This is a genomic window from Portibacter lacus (assembly GCF_021533215.1).
GTDB classification, from domain to species: Bacteria; Bacteroidota; Bacteroidia; order Chitinophagales; family Saprospiraceae; genus Portibacter; species Portibacter lacus.
In genome coordinates this window covers 65,435-84,924 of sequence record NZ_JAJNKA010000008.1, presented here as the reverse complement: position 1 = coordinate 84,924, position 19,490 = coordinate 65,435, and the positions used below count along the sequence as shown (strand labels likewise).

The window sequence follows — 19,490 nt, the reverse complement described above, 5'->3', positions numbered from 1 at the left end:
GATGACTAGAAACGTAAATACAAGGATGATGGGTTGTTGTTGCTGTATGATGGGTATTTCGTCTTGTCTGGATCTATAGAGAAAAATATAAAAACATTCCTAAAAGTCCCTACAAGATATTTGTTCTTGCAGGGATTTTTTTTTGACCAAAATTTAAATAATGTCAGTTACGAGTAGAACACAATCACAATTTATCGCAGATGCACAAGCAGATGTAGAAGAATTAAAATATAAAATTGATCTTTTCAAAAAAGGTCAAATAAATGAGGACAAGTTCAAGCATTATAGATTGACTCGTGGTGTTTATGGTCAACGTCAATTAGGTGTTCACATGTTTAGAACTAAGATTCCTTTTGGTTATGTATCTGCCGACCAACTTTATAGACTTGCAGACATTTCTGATGCTTATGCAACTGGAAATCTACACATAACAACAAGACAAAACATACAATTTCATTATGTCAAACTAGCTAATTCTCCTAAAGTATGGGAATTGATGGCTGAAGTAGGCATGAATGCAAGAGAAGCTTGTGGTAACACAGTAAGAAATATCACTGCATCTTCTAATGCTGGAATTGACCCAGAAGAACTTTTTGACATTACACCATATGTCGTAGGAGTTTATAACTACTTTTTAAGAAATCCTATTTGCCAGGAGATGGGTAGAAAGATTAAAATTGCTTTCTCATCAAGTGATGCAGATTCGGCATTTTGCTACTTCCATGATTTTGGCTTTATTCCAAGAATAGAAAATGGCGTAAAAGGTTTCAAATTATTGCTTGCAGGTGGATTAGGTGCACAATCAATGGAAGCGGTCACCGTAACTGAATTTATTCCTACAGATGAAATCATTCCATTTATGGAAGCGGCAATAAGAGTCTTCGACCGATATGGCGAAAGAGAAAAAAGATTCAAAGCGAGAATGAAATTTTTGCTAAAGAGTTTTGGTCAAGAGACGCTTACAGCTATGATCTATGATGAATTAGCATCCTTACCAAATAAAAAGGTTCACATTGCTGAAACAGTATGGAAGGCTCCTGAACCAATAAGAGAAGTGACATCATCTATATTAGAAACAACTGAGGACAAAGAATTTGAGCTTTGGAAACAGACCAACTTGAAAGAAATTAAAGATACTGGATATTACTCTGTGAACATAAAAGTAAGATTGGGTGATATCTCTTCAGGTAGAGCCAGAGCACTGGCACAATTGGTGAAAAAATACTTTGCAGATGATATTCGATTCACTGTTCACCAAGGTATTCTTCTAAGATATGCAGCTGCAAATGATATAGAAAAAATATATAAAGAACTTAAAATAATAGGTCTTGCTGATTATGGCGCAGAAACGATCTTAGATGTAACTGCTTGTCCTGGTACAGACACTTGTAATCTCGGCGTTACGAACTCTACATCACTTGCAGAAGAAATAGAGCTTCACATCAAAAAGCAACATCAGAATTATTTGACCAATGAAGACATCAGCATAAAAATAAGCGGGTGTATGAATGCATGTGGCCAGCATATGGCGGCTAGTATCGGTCTTCACGGAAGTTCTATCAAAATCAATGGTAGAGTGCTACCAGCTATGCAGATTGTTCTAGGTGGTGGTGTTGTTCAACATAAAACTTATATCGCAGAAAAAATCATAAAAATTGGCACAAAAAGAATCCCTCAAGCAATCACCTTACTTCTAGAGGATTACGAAGGAGGCGCTAATATCGACGAGCATTTTACAGAATATGTGGTTCGTCAAGGCAAAAAGTACTTTTACGATCTACTAAAAGGTCTTGCAGATAAAAAGAGCCTAACAGACGCTGATTTCCTAGACTGGGGACATCAAGAAGATTATGTGCAAGCAATAGGTGTAGGAGAATGTGCAGGAGTTGCATTTGATATGTTGTCGGCAATTGTAAAGGATGCTGATGAAAAAGTAGAAAGTGCTATTGCGAAGTTTAAATATGGTGAATATGGAGAGGCGATCTACCATGCATACACCTCTTTTATCGTAGGCGCTAAAGCAATGTTATTATCTGCGGATGTAAAATGTAATACACATATAAAAATACTTGATGACTTTAATGAAGTTTTCGGAAAAGAAGAGCGATTTCAAAATGAAGTGCCTTTTACAGAATATGTATTAAGAATGAAAACGGAGGAAGCAAGTAAAGAATTTGCTGCAAAATACATTGAGGATGCATCTGCTTTCAATCAGAAGGTACACGAGGCGAGAAACGAAACTACAAGCAAAGCAGAAGATCAACTAGTTACTTCTAGTTACTATAATGCATAAGACTAGTTATCAATAGATAAGCTAAAAGAAAGGAATGAAACAAGAAATATTAAATAAAATAACCTTAGTGGGTGCAGGACCTGGAGATCCAGACTTAATCACCTTAAGAGGGCTTAAAGCGATCCAGGCAGCAGACGTTGTCTTATATGATGCTTTAGTACATCCATCTTTAGTGGATGAAGCACCTTCGCATGCGCTTAAAATTTATGTAGGTAAGCGAGCGGCTCATCACTATGCTACACAAGATGAAATCAATGAAAAACTAATTGATTTTGTAAAGCTCGGACATGTAGTTAGATTGAAAGGAGGTGATCCTTTTGTTTTCGGTAGAGGATTCGAAGAATTGGTGCATGCTGAAAAGTTAAATATTCCAGTTGAAATCATTCCTGGCCTATCTAGTGCAACGGCAGTAAGTGCATGGAATGGACTTCCTATTACCCTAAGAAACGTAAGTAGAAGTTTTCACGTCGTAACCGCTGTTGGTAAAAATGGCAAACTGAGTAATGACCTAAAACAAGCTGTGCATCTCGATGGAACAGTAGTCATCCTTATGGGACTTGGGAAATTAGATGAAATTGTACAACAATACATTGACATAAATAAAGAAGATCTAGGAATTGCAGTTATTCAAAATGGAACGCTGTCTCATCAGAAGGCGGTCTATGGTAAAATAAGTGAAATTCAAGATAAAGTTAGCAACGCAAGTATTGCCACTCCTGCGATAATCTATATCGGAGAAGTGGTTAATGCTTTTTTAGAACATACAAAATCGATCAACAATGCAACAGAAAAATCAGTTATTTCCGGTGTTTTTCAGGCTTGACAAACTAAAGGTTTTAGTAGTCGGAGCAGGTGAAGTAGGATATGAAAAGTTGTTTTTCATGTTAAAAAGCAGCCCGATAACACATGTTAAGGTGGTCGCTCCAGAAATTAATAACAACATCTGGGCGATGATGGAAGGTTATTACGAAACGAGTTTTAAAATAGATCAAAAGCCTTTCGAAGCTTCGGACATCGATGGATACGATCTTGTTATTGCTGCTACAAATATTAGATCTCTGAATGAAGAAGTCTGGAAAGAAGCAAAAGCTAAAGGGAAATTGATCAATGTTGCAGATACTCCTGAACTTTGTGACTTCTATTTAGGTTCTATCGTGACGAAAGGAAACTTGAAAATAGCGATTTCGACGAATGGCAAGTCCCCTACTCTAGCAAAGCGCTTACGTCAGGTTTTCGAAGAAGTATTCCCTGAAGACACTAATCAACTATTACAAAACTTACATACATTCCGTAAAAAGTTAAAAAAGAACTTCGAAGAAAAAGTTCGAATTTTAAATGACTTAACGAAGAGTATGATTGAAGTAAATGAATATAAAAATTAATGGCATCTACAGATAACAAAGACTTTCTAGTTACAGATAAAATAGATTTTAAAAATTTTAATTCCTCAGAATACAATGCAATTTTTCAAGACCTATCGCCGATTCAGCGTTTAGAGAAACTATACGAGTACTTTACTCCAGATGAAATCTTATTCACTTCCTCTTTTGGGACGAATTCGGCTTACTTACTCTTTTTGCTCAGCAAGGTTAATCCAAGTCAGAAGGTGTATTTTATTAATACGGGTTACCTTTTCGAGGAAACCATAAAGTATAAGAATGAATTGTCTGAATTATATGGTCTTGATATTGTAGAAATTCAACCGTTGGCTCAGGAACATCAAATGACAGAGGAAGAAGAATGGTGGACAGATCATCCAAAAATGTGCTGTGCAATCAATAAAATAGCTCCATTAGACAAGGTCAAAGTGGGGAAAAAGATTTGGGTTTCAGGAGTTTTAGGATTTCAGACGGAATTTAGATCAGATTTAGGTATTTTTGCGCCGCATGGTGATTTGTACAAATTTCACCCATTAATTGATATGGAGGAAGGTCAATTTTTATACGAGCTAAATTATCACGGTTTGCCGAAACATCCATTGGCAGATTTTGGTTATGGTTCTGTAGGTTGCACTCATTGTACAGTGAAGGGAGATGGAAGGGATGGCCGATGGGCAGATTCTGAAAAAACAGAGTGTGGATTACACACACATTATTTTACAAATAAAAAAGAATTAAATGAGTCAAAATAGTGTCGATACTGACTTGCTAATCATTGGTGCTGGACCTGTGGGTCTGTTCACCGTTTTCGAAGCTGGATTATTGAAAATGCGTTGCCATCTTATCGATGCTTTGCCGATTCCAGGTGGTCAGTGCGCTGAGATCTATCCTAAGAAGCCGATCTACGATATCCCAGGCTATCCTTCTGTATTAGCAGGTGAACTGATCGATAATCTAATGAAGCAGATCGAACCGTTCAAGCCGACATTTACATTCGGAGAAAGGGCGCAAGCACTTCAGAAATTGGACGATGGAAGTTTTATTGTTACATCTTCTAGAGGAACAACGATTAAAGCTAAGGCTGTCGCAATTGCTGCAGGGTTAGGCTGTTTTGAGCCAAGAAAACCTGCGCTTGAAAACTTGGAAAAATTCGAAGATAAAGGAGTCGATTATATTATTAGAGACCCTGAAGTTTATAGAGATAAAAAAGTTGTTATTGCTGGAGGTGGAGATTCTGCTTTAGACTGGACCATATTTTTATCTGATATTGCTGAAGAAGTTACACTCGTTCATAGAAGGAATAGTTTCAGAGGTGCTTTAGATAGTGCAGAAAAAGTAGCTGCTTTAGCAGAACAAGGAAAAGTGAATCTATTAACAGATACAGAGGCGAAAAGTCTTAACGGAAATGGTGTGCTGAAAGGTGTTACTCTAAAGCATAAAACTCAAGGTGAAATTAATCTTCAGGCTGACAACTTTATTCCACTATTCGGATTATCGCCGAAACTTGGACCTATTGCTGATTTCGGATTGAATATCGATAAAAATGCAATTGAAGTTGATACGACGGATTATTCAACTAATATTCCAGGAATTTATGCTATCGGTGACATCAATACCTACCCAGGAAAATTAAAATTAATTTTATGTGGCTTTCATGAAGGAACTTTAGCAGTCCAATCTGCATTCAAATATATGTTCCCTGATAAAAAATTAAGCTTTAAATATACAACGGTACAGGGAGTGAACGGATTCGAATAAATACATGGAAGATATTACAATTTACATTACAGATAGAGAAGGAAAGACTCACGATATAGAAATTCCTTTAGAGATTGATTTAAATTTAATGGAAGTTTGCAAAGCATCTGAATTAGATGTGGATGGTACATGTGGCGGTATGGCGTTATGCGCGAGCTGCCACATGTATGTTGAGAGTGACCACGAACTTCCTGAAGCTTCAGAAGATGAAGAAATCATGCTTGATCAAGTTCTTTTTGTGGAAGACAATAGCCGACTTGGCTGTCAGATAAAAGTCACAGAAGAGATTAATGGACTTAGGGTTAAGCTAGCTAATCTAGGTTCTGAGTAGTTTCTTTTAGGTCAATTTCATAGTCATCTTATCAGGTAATTCTCATATAAAAAAGCAATTATTATGGCACCTCTAAGTGTAGTACTTACTAGAACAGAATCTGACGCTCATCATCTATCGGAGCAATATCCACAATTTAACTGGATTGAATTCCCACTGATAAAATTTGAGTATCAAGCTTTAAGTGAAGACTTGTTCGATGAGATTAATGATAATTATGATTGGCTGGTGTTTACCTCTCAAAATGGAGTTAAGGCATTTTTTGAACAGAATCAGAATTTAGAAAACAAATACATCGCATGTGTCGGCCCTAAAACAGCAGGATTGGTGCAAGACTACGGACATGAGGTCAATTTTGTTCCTTCAGTTTACACATCGCTCACATTAGCAAATGAATTACCCTTATCAGAAAACGAAAGCGTGGTTTACATTGGTGGCAATCTAAGTAATTATGAGACGCTCGGTATCCTAAAAGAAAAATCCAAGCATTTTATGCAGGTAGAATCTTACCATACCGTTTCGCATCATTACAATGAAGCAGAATGGAAGAAATTTTTAAGTCAAAATTTAAGCTTAATCAGTTTCGCAAGTCCATCTGCTGTTACTTCGTTTGTATCCCAACTAGAAAAATATCATTTAGATATTCCTCAGGATATAAAATATGCAGCTATTGGAACTACGACTCAAGCTGCCATAAAAGATGACCTTGACATGACAGCAATCATAGGCGAAAAACATACCTTTGCGTCAATGATTGAAAAAATTGTAATGACGTTATCCAATGATAAGAAGACCTAGAAGATTAAGAACCAGTTCATCCATTAGAAAATATACGCAAGAACATACTGTTCAGGCTCATGATTTAATCTTTCCACTATTTGTTGTTTCTGGTGAAAACCGGAAAATCGAGATTTCATCCATGCCTGGTATTCACAAAATGAGTATTGATAACATTCTCCTTGAAATAGAAGAATGTGTTAGCCTAGGAATAGAAGCCTTCATCCTCTTCGGAACACCAGACACTAAAGACGCATTAGCTAGTAGTGCTTATGCAGACGGGAACATCATCGAAATAGCAAGCAAAGCAATTAAAGCTAAATTTCCTGAAGTATGGTTAATTGCAGATATATGTGTTTGTAGTTATACAGACCATGGTCACTGTGGAGTTCTGAAAAATGGAAAGATCGATAATGATCTTTCACTAGATTTATTAGCTAAGATGGCAGTTTCATGTGCGAAAGCAGGCATTGACACTGTGGCTCCAAGTGCCATGATGGATGGCCAGATAGAAGCTTTACGAAGTGCACTAGATAAAGAAAATCTGGTCGAAACTTCTGTGATGTCCTACTCTGCCAAGTATTTCTCCTCATTCTATGGTCCGTTCAGAGAAGCAGCAGATTCTGCACCTCAAGAAGGCGATCGATCTACTTATCAGATGGATCCTGCGAATAGCAAAGAAGCAATCGTAGAAACGGAGCTCGATGTAGCTCAAGGAGCTGACTTCATTATGGTAAAACCAGCCATGAGTTATATGGACATCATCTCTAAATTAAATGACGCGTTCGATATTCCACTAGTCGCATATAATGTAAGTGGTGAATATTCCATGATTAAAGCCGCAGCTGAAAAAGGTTGGGTCGATGAAAAGAAAATTGTATCAGAATTATTATTGAGTTTCAAAAGAGCTGGAGCAAACCTAATAATTACTTACTTTGCGAAAGATTTTCTAAATTCATCAAAATCTTAACATGAAGCTTTATTTTCTACCTTTCCTTTTCCTTGCCATTTACTCATGCAAGGAAGCAGAACCTGCATCTACTCCTCCAAATATCATTTATATTCTTGCTGATGACTTAGGCATCGGAGATATTGGAGCTTTTAATGATTCAAGTAAGATAAAAACGCCACATCTTGATCAACTGGCGAATGAAGGCATGAAATTTACAGATGCACACACTTCCTCTTCCGTCTGTACGCCGACTCGATACGGCATCATTACCGGGAGATATAACTGGAGAAGTACCTTAAAGAATGGCGTTCTAACAGGTATATCCGAGGCTTTGATTCCAGACGACAGAACGACTATTGCTGATGTATTAGGTGATAATGGCTATCATACTGGATTCATTGGAAAATGGCATCTCGGTTGGAACTGGGGCACGATCCAAGATTCTATTATCAGAGGCGAAGGTTGGGATGCGAAAGACACCGACAACATTGATTTCACAAAAGAAGTTACTCATACACCTAATGACTTAGGTTTCGATTATGCGTATGGACATTCTGGATCACTGGACATGGCACCATATGTCTACATAGAAAATGGAAAAGCAACCGCAATACCAGATAGTGTAACTGTTAATACAGGAAAATATTCTTGGTGGCGTAAAGGTCCTACTTCACCAGATTTCGAGCATGAACAAGTCACTCCTAATTTTTTCAATAGAGGAATTAAATATATAAGTGAGAATGCTAAAAATGAAAAGCCTTACTTTCTTTACTTAGCACTTCCCTCACCTCATACACCTATTCTGCCTACAGAAGAATGGCAAGACAAGAGTGGACTGAATCCGTATGCAGACTTCATGATGATGATCGATGATTATGTTGGAAAATTAGTAGCAGAGGTCAATGCAAGTGGAGAAGGAGACAATACCATCATCATATTTACTAGTGACAATGGCTTCTCTCCTGCTGCTAAGAAAAAGGAGTTAGAAGATAAAGGTCACTTCCCAAGTTATATCTACCGAGGTCATAAAGCTGATATTTTCGAAGGTGGCCACCGTGTTCCATTTATTGTTAAATGGCCGAAAGAAATAAAAGCTGGAAGAAGTTCTGACCAGATCATTTGTACTACAGATTTTATTGCTACTTGTGCTGATATTGTTGGTACGACATTAAATGCTAACGAAGGAGAGGATAGTTACAGTTTTCTTCCAATTCTAAAAAGTGCTGAAGGTAAAACAGCAAGAGAATCAATTATTCATCACTCTATTAATGGAAGTTTTGCACTTCGTAAAGAAGAATGGAAACTCATTCTGTGTCCTGGATCTGGTGGATGGAGTAACCCAAGGCCCAATAGTAAAGGAATCGACACACTACCATCGTATCAATTGTATAACCTAGCTGAAAATCCAGAGGAAACCAAGAACCTAATCACTGAATATCCACAAATAGCTTTAGATCTTAAAAAGGAGTTAGTAGAAATCATTGATAACGGTCGAAGTACAGCAGGACCAAAACAAGAAAATGACTTGGGGCCTAAGGCTTGGAGCCAATTAGAAAAAATAAGATGATCGATAAATCAGACGGCCAATTCTGGACAGATAGATATCTTACTGGCAGTACGGGCTGGGATATTGGTGCAGCCTCTACCCCACTCGTTAAGTATTTCGATCAATTAGACAATAAGGATAGTCGAATTTTAATTCCTGGTGCGGGAAATGCTCACGAAGCGGAATACTTATTTAAAAAGGGATTTACGAACGTTCATGTGCTGGACATTTCTGAGCAACCACTTGCATCTCTTAAAAAACGTGTCCCTGAATTCCCAACTGATCATCTGATAAATGCTGACTTTTTTAAACATGAAGGAAAGTATGACTTAATCATAGAGCAAACCTTCTTTTGCTCCTTCGAACCTAGTTTGGAAAATCGAAGTAAATATGCACAAAAGATGTACGATTTGTTGGATCTTGGTGGCAAGCTTATTGGTCTCTGGTTCAAGCATCTATTAATAAAGGAAGGTGGATCAAGACCATTTGGTGGAAGCAAAGAAGAATATCTTGGCTATTTAGATCCTTACTTTGATGTCATCGTATTTGATGATTGTTATAATTCGATAAAACCGAGGTTAGGAAATGAATTATTTGGGATCTTTTCAAAGAAGAAATAATTACAAGGTAAGGTAGATATATTTTCATTATGAATAACATCACCGAGAGTGCTGTCATCTTACACCTTCATCTATTTCTCACAAATAAAAAATCCCCAATCAATTTAGATTGATTGAGGATTATTAAGGTGTATAAATATGTATCTATTGTTGCTTAACTAACGTAACAACTTTGGATGATTTTCCATTCTTAGCATCTAGAATAACCTGCAAGTGGACCATTGACATTGAATTAGAAAGATTGCCTAGTTCATGAATCGTGATATTCTGATTTCCAACTTGAGTAACTCGATGCTGTTTCTCTGCTATTTTTCGACCTAGATTATCAAAAAGCAATATCGTAGCATTCCCAAAGTCTGTCGCATCAAAGGAGACATTAATCTCATCTTTAAACGGATTCGGGAAAACGTCAAGCCTTGAAATATCTCGATTTGGAAGATCATAAATACTTACAATACTTGAACAAGCCGAAGTATCTATCTGCTTATCTACCACTTGTTTAAATAGTGCAAAGTGTCCTGAATTATTGACATGAATTCCATCTCCTGAATCAAGCTCATCTAATATGGTTGTATCTGCAGCAACTAGAACACTCCAGAAATCTATTGCATTCTCTCCATATATTGACAAAATAGAATCCGCCACATCAGACTGAATATCTAACTGATCTTTATTTGAAAAATTTCGAGGTTGAGTTGTACAGATAAATGTATTCGCTCCGCCTGCTACACCTGCATCATAAAGTGTTTTAAAATTTGCCAGTTGCATTTCCACTCCGAAACCACTAGAAGCATCATTCGAAGGCATATTAACGATTATAGTAGAAGGAGAATAACTAAGAGCTTTAGTCATGTTTCTCTCTTCATCAATGTTGGTACTTACACCATCTGGAATCTCAGAACCATCTGGAAGGATGTGGAAGGTATTGTAGCCTCCTTTCCCAAGATTGATAACATTAAACTTCGTATTCTGCTGACTTAAGTGACTAGCGAATCTATTCACCCAAGAACTATCCCTAGGAGAAGAGCCTGCACCTTCAGCTGTAGAAGATCCTAAAATGACGATATTACAATTAGTCGTATCATCTGTAATGGTAAATGTTCCTGCACTCATCTCTACATGCTCTCCTGAAGAAATTCTCACTAATGCCTCTTCCGTTGGCTCGTTAGGCACTTCCCATTCTGCACCTTGATCTATTCCTGGATAAGAACCGATTTCATTCCATGCATTTCCGTTATCTGTAGAATATTCAACTAAGACCGTTGGATTATTTTTACTATCCCATTTTATTCTAGGTGTCTTTCCTACTTGCCACGATTCACCTCCTACTGGTGAAAGTAATGTAAGCTCAGAAGTAAAGACCTGGTCTGCATCATAGATTACTTTCATTGCTCCTAAATAGTAAAAACCCGACCCATTTGTATTGTTTGGACCTGTAGAAACCAGAATATCTATAGTTCCATCTTCTTTAGGCAATACAGTGGCAATGGCTAATTGATCAGTATTCGAAGCAGCATCTAATAATAAAGTATCGGAAGTTGATCCTTGGACTACATATTGTGTCTCTCTATTATCCGAAGCATTTCTAGAAGCAAAAATATTGATTTCGACTGGCTTTGTAAAATCAAAATTAGAAAGTCTTAACCCTGCAGTAGGTTGCTCTACACCGTTAAAAACAGCCACATTTCCATAGAAACTATCACCAGATGCGGTAACAGGAATACCAAGTGCAGAATCTGGTGTAGTCGTTCCAGCTGTGTTCACACCATTAAAGTCGTCAAAAATAACGATACTTCTATCAGATGAAAAACCAGAAGTCAAAATCAGATCATCTATTTGCCCAGCTCTAGTATCAGAAATATTATTCCAAGGAGCTGCACTTGGTGTATCACCGAAGTCAATTAGAATCGTATCAAGTGTCACAACTGGCTCGTTTTCATATGCTATAATCATCCCACCTAAGTAGTAGAAATTAGAACCATTCGTATTGTTAGGACCTGGGCCAACATTAACAGTAATCTTACCAGCTGCATCAGGCATCATATTCACGACTACGACTACACTATCATTGGAAGCAGCATCTAAATAAGCTGTATCTTGTGAGATTCCATTCACAATGTATTCACCTTCTCGATTATCAGATGCAACTCTGGAAGCGAAAAAGGAAAGAGAATACGTTGTAGCTGGATTTAAGTTCGAAATTTCTAATGCAGCGGTAGGTTGTTCTTGTCCACCAAAAGTAGCTACATTCCCAAAAAAGCTATCCCCTGTTGCGGTCGCAGGAAAAGGTATACTAGGAGAAGGTGTTTCTGTTCCTGCTTGATTTATGTTATTAAAATCGTCAATAATTGTAATCGATACGGATGAAAATTCACTCCTCTGATTCAATAAGTTATCCACAAAACCTGTATCAGGATTCGTAATGTTATTCCAAGGAGCCTCACTTAGAATGTCTCCAAAATCAATTAGCAGCGAATCAACCTGTGAAAAACTACTAAAGGAAATTAGACAGAAAACCAATAAGGCTGAAAATCTTTGTTTAAAAGGCATGTCTCGTTTCATGTGTTAATTTATATTTTAATGATTAAGTTTTACAAAACAATATATTGCATTGGAGTCATACTCCCACACAAATCACTCAATAAATTACTTCTACGTTATCTGATTTCACCTCACAATAAACTCATCATATTAAAGTTAAGTGTAATATGTCTTATTAATTACTAAGAATTATAGTGATTAGTTTATCTTTAATCATCTGTATAATATAAACTATTGAATCATGGCGAAGCAATTTGAAAGTCTTAGCGAAGCGCATATTAATTTTATTAAAGAACAAAAGATATTTTTTATAGGAACTGCCGCAGAATCGGGAAGAGTAAATGTTTCTCCTAAAGGCATGGATACTTTAAGAGTTCTAAGTCCCAATAAAGTTATCTGGTTAAATCTAACAGGCAGCGGAAATGAAACGGCTGCCCACATTAATCAGGTCAATAGAATGACGATTATGTTTTGCGCTTTCGATGGCAAGCCTTTAATCTTAAGACTATACGGACATGCAAAAATATATCATGAGCGAGACCCAGAATTTAATGAATGGGTTCCTCAATTTGGCGAGACAGAAGGTGCGAGGCAAATATTCGAATTAGAAATCGACCTCGTTCAGACTTCTTGTGGGTTTGCCGTTCCATTAATGGATTTTGTAGAAGAACGTAGTATTCTTAGAGATTGGGCAAAAAATAAAGGCAAAGATAAGATCAAAGATTACTGGGAAGAAAAAAACCAAAAAAGCATCGATGGTTTTGAAACTGGAATCTTCTAAACGCATACTCGACACCTTGATTTTCATCTGATCTCGAACTCTAACATTGACCTAAGTAATCTGTGTACTACTTCTTGAATGCCGTTAACATCGAGCTACTGGTTACTTTTCCTTTCTTATTATAATCTTCTTGTTTGACCATGCCTACTCCTTCAGCAATCCATTGCTTGGCACTTCCCTTCTTTTCCAGTCCCATTTTAATCTTAGACTGATATTCGATAACTATACAATCGAAAGTTCCAGCGGGTGTTGTTACGGACTCTTTCCCTACCACTTTTCGATCTAACATCATCACATCTATATTCATATTGATGCCACCCATATTGACACTGATAAACATTTCCGCATCTGGTAACTCATCACCTTTCTTCATATTATTAGGAAGGACAACATCAGATCCAGATATCGTTGTTTCCATGTCTTTGTACTGCGTAAGTAGCTGTGGATTAGCCATTGACTTGATATCTATTTCGACACCATCTCCAGTGCAGATAATATCAAACTCTGATTCCGTAATCAACTCTCCCTTGCTATCCACCATTCGATTAATTATCGTTGCCTTCTTATCAGTTGATGCTTTAACCGTATATTCTATTACAGCGGCCACTTTACCTTTCTTGTCATAGGAAGTAATTTCTGAAACTGTCCCTTGTGTGAATGGATAATACTTACTGCATGCACTCTGCCCATAAACCATATTCATTGCGAATAGTAATAAAGCAGATAATAATAACTTGTTCATAATTTTAGTTTATATAGAGGTCAATGATTTAATTTCATGAAATTCAGCAAGTTGATCATCGATTGATTTCACTTCTTCTTGATCACCTGTTTGAACATATACTTTCTTTAATCCTAATAGTGCATTCCGACGATTGGGAGCTCTTTCGAGACTTTTCTTAAATTGCGCTATCGCTTTTTCATGCTCCCCATTTTCAGCAAGCCAATATCCATACATTTCAAAACTTGGAAGTGAAATATCAACAGGTCCAAACGAATATTCAGAACTTCCTTCTAATTGCACAGCATTTTTCATATGTTCTTCTACACGACCATCATCAGCCGCAACTGCTATCATGGCATCGATTTGGCTGAGAACTACTTTAGCCTTAATGACTGCATCTTCATTCGGTGCATATCTAGACGGACCAGCGCTACACATCGCTGCCTTATCTTCTGAAATATAAAGCTCGCCTTTTTCTATTTCCTTGTTTAATTCAGCTCTAACAGCTTTCATCTCTACTAAGTCATTAAATGCCATTTGGGCTTTGAATAAAGCAGATCTCATTTGCGAACCAAGCCCAAGATCAGATTTCTCCACTTCTAGCACTTCTAAGCCATCTGGCCATTCACCCGTTTCGAATAATTGCGCCGCTTGCATCGAGATAATATATGAGCGAATTCCTTTAGACTGTGTATTTCCGTAATAAGTCGCAATATCTTCTAGTAACTTAGTTGCATCCGCTACTCTACCCTGTTGGAGATAAGCATAATGTAACCAAGCATAAGAATGATAACCTCTTGCATCATCATCTAAGCCTAACTTCTCCATCCTTTTCACACTTGCCGCATATGAAACCTCATTAGAATTCACCACTTCTTGCCACATGCCCATCGCTAAGAAAATATGAGAAGGCATATGTAATGCGTGAGCAGCATCTGGTGCTACTTTCGAATACTTATAAGCTGCGTTCATGGCGCCATCCGCTAGCACTGGATTATCATAGGCATGAATCGTGTAGTGCAACGCTCCAGGATGCATAGGGTTCTCCGCTAGAATACCAGCTGCTATTCTTGCAGATTCTTTTCCTACTTCCATTTTATCATCATCTCGATCATTATCCCACATCAAACTGAGTGCATAAAAGGCTGCAGCCTCTTGATTCTTAGGATATTTTTCGCTCAATGTTTTCATATGAGCATTAAAAGATGCGTTTCTTTCCTTCAGGCTTCCATCACCATATAAGATTTCCACTCCTTGCCAAAAGTCTTTTTCAAGTGGGTCTGATATCCTAGCCAATCGATCTTCCTTCGTCTCCCCGAGTTGTTCCATCACTTCATATCCAGCACGTTTATCTTGCAATCCCCATAATGCTTTGTAATGAGACATCGCCTCCCCCCAATAATTCATAATTTCAGTGGAATCTTTCAATTTGCCAGCTTGGAATGCTGCATTCGCGTCATCGTATTCGAAGCTATGAATTAGCAGCAATCCTTTATCAAAATCTTCTTTTGCTACATCACTGATTTTAAATTCATATTCTAAGACGCCTAATTCGGTTGTATTTTGATCAATCTGTTCTTCTTGTGAAGTACAGAAAGTGAGCAAAAAAGGTATGGATAAATAAAGGGCAATTTTTCTCATTTGGTCAATTTCTAAGTAAATTATAAAATTTGATTATATAAAGTACTAAGTTTGTGAAACTTAATTCAATAACACATACACTTTGTCTTGCGGTACAACTTATACTTTATACTTACGATATACTTTTTAAACAGCTGTTCGATAAGTAAAAAAACACATCAAGAACGTTTTGGCAACTTAGAAAAAACTGGTGAATTCGATTCCATAAATAACCTTGAATGTGAAACGCTTTGTAATAAACTTCAACCAAGAAAGAACGGCAATTTAATTTTTGTTTATAATGGTACATCAGCCTACAATCCATATGTTGTAAGTGCAACACTAGAAATACCAAGTGAAGAAAAAGTCTGGGCTAAGCAATATAGCGATGAACACAGGGATTCTATTTGGTGTCTAGTGTATCCAAATCCGCAAATCATACAATATCAAGCGGTAATAGACACCCACAAAGTTAAAGATTTTGAAATCTACAATGACAAGTTGGAATTTGAGCAAATTGAAGTCAGTCTACCTACAATTTGCGACGAAGATCAAACCGAATATTTCTATTATCAACTTTCACTCAAACTTTATAAGGAGGGCTATTTGTCAGATAAACATATTTATACTAAAATGCTGCCTTCTATAAAACTTGCACTGACTAATTACCAATTAGATAACAATCTGTGTTCAGGCGCTATCAATATGGAAACATTAACTGTACTTGATCTAAAATCATATTAACATGTCTCTTTTAAAGCGCTATTTTTTTACCTTCATTTCTTTGATCATTCTAAATCATGTCAGTGGTCAACGTAACGAAAAAAATGATGACTTCCCACCAGCTGAACCTGGCAAGTGTTATGCAAAATGCTTAATAGAAGATCAAATAATCTTTAAAACAGATAGCATAGATCTTATAATTTACGCTGGTTCAAAAAAAGATAATCCGTACGTACAAGAAGAATCAATATTAATTAACGAAGCAAATAAACTTACTTACACTTTCCTATCCGTTATCGATACCACACAGGAAAAAGATTTTATCATCCACAGGCAAGCCATAAAATGGATCGAAGATGTTATAGCAGGAGGCTACACTGAATGGCAAGAGGTTGTATGTGAAGAGGATATCACTCCCACTCTTGTCGCTGAATTAAGAAAAAAATTATATCTGAAGGGTTATGGGCAGCAAAGTGAGCTTAAGGAAGGGAGTGTAGACAGCAATCTTAAAGCCGCCTTGGTTAATTATCAAAAAAATAACGGACTTCCTATCGGATCATTCGATATTAAGACACTTGCATCTTTAGACTTAATTTGATTCGGCTAATGCCTTCTTATATGTTTCTAGGCATCTTTCTCTTGCAGCTTTGTGTTCCACAATCTCTTTTGGGTATGAATCAGTGTTGTGCTCTGGGACCCATTGATTGATATACTTTAAATCTTTATCAAACTTTGTTACCTGAGTGTAAGGATTAAAAATCCTAAAATATGGAGCTGCATCTGTACCGCTTCCTGCTGCCCATTGCCATCCGCCATTATTACTTGCTAGATCGTAATCCAATAATTTTGAAGCAAAATATGCCTCTCCCCAACGCCAATCAATCAACAAGTGCTTTGTTAAGAAACTAGCAACGATCATCCTGACCCGATTATGCATGAATCCCGTATTATTCAATTCACGCATTCCAGCATCGACGATTTTATATCCGGTCCTTCCTTCACACCATGCTTGAAACTCCTCTTCGTTATTCCTCCATTCTATCGCATCGTATTTTATACGAAAAGACCTTTCTGCAACATGTGGGAATTGTGCCAATATCTGAGCGTAGAAATCTCTCCATATCAGCTCACTAATGTAAGTTTTGTTTAAGTCCCAAGCCTTCCTCGCCTTCTCCCGAATGCTGATCGTTCCAAAGCGAAAATGCACTCCTAATCTAGAGGTACCTTCTAAAGCAGGAAAATTTCGACGCTCATCATATTCTTTGATGGTTTTCTGATTGATAACTTTTGAGGGAATTTCAATGTCTGTTCTTTGAAAGCCCATTTCCTCTAGTTTCATTAGATCAAATTCGATGTCTTTATTAAAACTAGCATAGTACTTTTCACATGGGTAAGACTTCAAATAAAAATCGCTCGGTCCATCATCTATTTTCTCTAACCACTTTTTCATGTACGGTGTAAAGACTACATATGGGTCGCCATCACTCTTAAGTATTTCATTTGTTTCAAAAATCACATGATCCTTAAAGGATTGAAAAGTGCCACCTTCCGCTTCTATTAATTCTTTTATTGCTGAATCTCTTTTTTCAGCATATGGCTCATAGTCTCTATTTGTATAAATCGAGTTGATTTCATATGCTGATAGGAGATCTTTCCAGATTTCAAGGGGTTCTCCATATTTGACCATTAGGTCTGAACCAAATGCTTTAAGTTGTTTTTTTAATTCAGAAATGCTATCATAAATGAATTCAACTCTTGCATCTTTTTCATGTTCTAATTTATCCAGAATCGATTTATCAAAAATAAATAGAGGAATCACATTATCCTCATTTTTTAAAATATGATACAATCCTGCATTATCAGAAATTCTGAGATCTCTCCTAAACCAAAAAAAGTTAACCTTATTCATTTAATATCTTTCTTTTATAAGTAATCCAAATTCGAAGATGTTCACCATAAGAGCAAATTTGTTTCGGAACACCTCAACTAAATAGCAAATAGGTTGTAAAGTTTAATAAGGAAGAGTATTTTTGTAGCCGAACAAATCTAATGCGCACATGTATCGTTTCTTAATCCTTTTTTCAGTTATATTTTTGATTCAATGTAGTCCTGATCAAAAAGGCAAGTCTAATTTTTCAGCTTTAGAAGAAAAAGCAAAAGCAGAACCTACGCCAGAGAATGTAGGTCTATTGCTTAAAGCTTATAACACCCACCTAAAGGATAATCAGGATGATCTAGAAGTATATGAAAAAGCATATTTTCTTGCGAAAGAAAATCAAAGTCCTGCTGCCTCAAGTTACTTGACCAATTTAATCTCAAAAAGCGATCCTGGAAGCAAGAAAAGCTCTGATTGGCTATATGAGTTAGCTGGGAGCCTAGAAAAGCAAAATAAGCAAGAAGCTGCGCTAGTTATTTATGGCAATCTGATCAAAAGATTCCCAGCTTATCCTAAATTAAATGAGATTAAAGAAAAATTAGGCGATAATACTCCAGCAAGTATCATAGAAAGGTTAACACAATCTCGATTAGAGAATCCTGATCAATTTGGAATCAACAGAAATGAAGCATTCAAATATGTAGATGCGTGCGAAGCTTACGCTTTATCAGCTCCTGAAGATCCAAAATCTCCTGAATATCTATTTAATGCTGCTGAGATTGCAAAATTATTAAAGACTTATAATAAAGCGCTTTCTTTATATGATCGATTAATCGAAGGCTATCCTGATTATAAAAAGACACCGTCTGCGTTATTTATCAAAGCATTCACACTGGAGAATGAATTAGGAAATGAGGAAGAAGCAAGAAAAGCTTATACGCTTTTTCTAGAAAAATATCCAGAAGATAATTTTGCTGATGATGCTAAATTTTCATTGGAGAATTTAGGAAAGACTCCAGATGAAGTATTAAAGGCAATCGAAGCTAAGAGCAATCAATAAAAATTAATCACTTTCTTAGCAATTGGATGAAGTGCAGTTCCTGGAACTTTAGCTTCTACTTCTATGCGGTATACTGATTTTGCGCCCTTTATCATTTTAGCTAGTGCTACAGGACCACGTAGAAGAAGATTTCTTCCCATGTTATCCATTTCGGAGGTCTTTGGATTAAACAGGAGCTTAAAGTCAAGTTTTAATTGCCCATTAGCTTTAATGACTAATTCATCATTAATTTCCAAAGTGCCGAGTTTGTACTCATTGATCAACTTACTCTTTCCTCTACCTCTAGAGTATTTCTCAATGAGTTCCACTTTTAGTTTCGTGACTTTTTTATCAGTCATGCTTTGAAACAAAATAGACCCTTTGACGATTCCATCCATCAATTTAATCTTCTCGGGAGTTTCAATTTCCATTTTAACTCCTTCTATACCTAGCCAACTTTTTACTTTTCCTAACATACCTTATAAACTACAGAAAAACGGTTTCTGTTCCATCTTGAATCAAAAAATCGA

At 36.7% G+C, this 19,490-nt stretch carries 19 protein-coding genes; 14 read left to right on the top strand and 5 right to left on the bottom strand.

The genetic code is table 11. The annotated features are described in order from the left end of the window. Positions 1–160: 160 nt before the first annotated feature. The 10 genes from L2586_RS14755 to L2586_RS14710 all read left to right on the top strand — a co-directional run bounded on the left by L2586_RS14755 (position 161) and on the right by L2586_RS14710 (position 9,656). Positions 161–2,293 carry a nitrite reductase gene (locus L2586_RS14755; protein WP_235293689.1) on the top strand — a complete coding sequence of 711 codons (2,133 nt, stop codon included), beginning with the start codon at positions 161–163 and terminating at the stop codon, positions 2,291–2,293. Positions 2,294–2,327: 34 nt separating this feature from the next. Further along, a complete protein-coding gene (cobA, locus tag L2586_RS14750) occupies positions 2,328–3,116 on the top strand; it encodes a uroporphyrinogen-III C-methyltransferase (protein ID WP_235293688.1) in 789 nt (262 codons plus the stop codon). Continuing rightward, the gene (locus tag L2586_RS14745; protein WP_235293687.1) at positions 3,073–3,675 is read left to right on the top strand and encodes a precorrin-2 dehydrogenase/sirohydrochlorin ferrochelatase family protein; all 603 of its coding nucleotides are present in this window, start codon (positions 3,073–3,075) and stop codon (positions 3,673–3,675) included. Before cobA ends, L2586_RS14745 begins: the two co-directional genes overlap by 44 nt. After that, complete coding sequence (locus tag L2586_RS14740) at positions 3,675–4,424, top strand: phosphoadenylyl-sulfate reductase (RefSeq protein WP_235293686.1); 750 nt, start codon at positions 3,675–3,677, stop codon at positions 4,422–4,424. The genes L2586_RS14745 and L2586_RS14740 overlap by 1 nt, the downstream gene beginning before the upstream one ends. Next, positions 4,411–5,430, top strand: a complete 1,020-nt coding sequence (locus L2586_RS14735; RefSeq protein WP_235293685.1) for an NAD(P)/FAD-dependent oxidoreductase — start codon at positions 4,411–4,413, stop codon at positions 5,428–5,430. Before L2586_RS14740 ends, L2586_RS14735 begins: the two co-directional genes overlap by 14 nt. Positions 5,431–5,434: 4 nt before the next feature. After that, a complete protein-coding gene (locus tag L2586_RS14730) occupies positions 5,435–5,761 on the top strand; it encodes a 2Fe-2S iron-sulfur cluster-binding protein (protein WP_235293684.1) in 327 nt (108 codons plus the stop codon). Positions 5,762–5,824: 63 nt separating this feature from the next. Next, entirely contained in the window at positions 5,825–6,559 is a 735-nt protein-coding gene (locus L2586_RS14725; RefSeq protein WP_235293683.1) for a uroporphyrinogen-III synthase, read from the top strand. Continuing rightward, complete coding sequence (gene hemB / locus L2586_RS14720) at positions 6,543–7,508, top strand: porphobilinogen synthase (RefSeq protein ID WP_235293682.1); 966 nt, start codon at positions 6,543–6,545, stop codon at positions 7,506–7,508. Before L2586_RS14725 ends, hemB begins: the two co-directional genes overlap by 17 nt. 1 nt (position 7,509) lies before the next feature. After that, complete coding sequence (locus L2586_RS14715) at positions 7,510–9,057, top strand: sulfatase family protein (RefSeq protein ID WP_235293681.1); 1,548 nt, start codon at positions 7,510–7,512, stop codon at positions 9,055–9,057. Next, positions 9,054–9,656, top strand: a complete 603-nt coding sequence (locus L2586_RS14710; RefSeq protein WP_235293680.1) for a methyltransferase domain-containing protein — start codon at positions 9,054–9,056, stop codon at positions 9,654–9,656. The genes L2586_RS14715 and L2586_RS14710 overlap by 4 nt, the downstream gene beginning before the upstream one ends. A gap of 144 nt (positions 9,657–9,800) precedes the next feature. Here the strand turns inward: L2586_RS14710 and L2586_RS14705 are convergent, their stop codons facing one another. Then, a complete protein-coding gene (locus L2586_RS14705; RefSeq protein WP_235293679.1) occupies positions 9,801–12,218 on the bottom strand; it encodes a GDSL-type esterase/lipase family protein in 2,418 nt (805 codons plus the stop codon). 220 nt (positions 12,219–12,438) lie between these two features. On the opposite strand from L2586_RS14705, the gene L2586_RS14700 reads away from it, so the two are divergent. After that, positions 12,439–12,978, top strand: a complete 540-nt coding sequence (locus L2586_RS14700; RefSeq protein WP_235293678.1) for a pyridoxamine 5'-phosphate oxidase family protein — start codon at positions 12,439–12,441, stop codon at positions 12,976–12,978. Positions 12,979–13,045: 67 nt separating this feature from the next. Here L2586_RS14700 and L2586_RS14695 read toward each other — a convergent pair whose 3' ends face one another. Beyond that, entirely contained in the window at positions 13,046–13,720 is a 675-nt protein-coding gene (locus L2586_RS14695; protein ID WP_235293677.1) for a DUF3108 domain-containing protein, read from the bottom strand. Between the two features lie 9 nt (positions 13,721–13,729). Further along, entirely contained in the window at positions 13,730–15,343 is a 1,614-nt protein-coding gene (locus tag L2586_RS14690; protein WP_235293676.1) for a tetratricopeptide repeat protein, read from the bottom strand. 87 nt (positions 15,344–15,430) lie between these two features. On the opposite strand from L2586_RS14690, the gene L2586_RS14685 reads away from it, so the two are divergent. Continuing rightward, positions 15,431–16,066: a hypothetical protein gene (locus L2586_RS14685; protein WP_235293675.1), complete on the top strand. Its 636-nt coding sequence runs from the start codon at positions 15,431–15,433 to the stop codon at positions 16,064–16,066. A gap of 1 nt (position 16,067) precedes the next feature. After that, a complete protein-coding gene (locus L2586_RS14680; protein WP_235293674.1) occupies positions 16,068–16,643 on the top strand; it encodes a peptidoglycan-binding domain-containing protein in 576 nt (191 codons plus the stop codon). Here L2586_RS14680 and L2586_RS14675 read toward each other — a convergent pair. Beyond that, positions 16,635–17,954 carry a cryptochrome/photolyase family protein gene (locus L2586_RS14675; RefSeq protein ID WP_235293673.1) on the bottom strand — a complete coding sequence of 440 codons (1,320 nt, stop codon included), beginning with the start codon at positions 17,952–17,954 and terminating at the stop codon, positions 16,635–16,637. The genes L2586_RS14680 and L2586_RS14675 overlap by 9 nt on opposite strands. Before the next feature lie 148 nt (positions 17,955–18,102). Here L2586_RS14675 and L2586_RS14670 point away from each other — a divergent pair, with 148 nt between their 5' ends. After that, positions 18,103–18,981, top strand: coding sequence for a tetratricopeptide repeat protein (locus L2586_RS14670; protein ID WP_235293672.1), 879 nt, complete (start codon positions 18,103–18,105; stop codon positions 18,979–18,981). Here L2586_RS14670 and L2586_RS14665 read toward each other — a convergent pair. After that, positions 18,975–19,436 carry a hypothetical protein gene (locus tag L2586_RS14665; protein ID WP_235293671.1) on the bottom strand — a complete coding sequence of 154 codons (462 nt, stop codon included), beginning with the start codon at positions 19,434–19,436 and terminating at the stop codon, positions 18,975–18,977. The genes L2586_RS14670 and L2586_RS14665 overlap by 7 nt on opposite strands. Positions 19,437–19,490 lie beyond the last annotated feature (54 nt).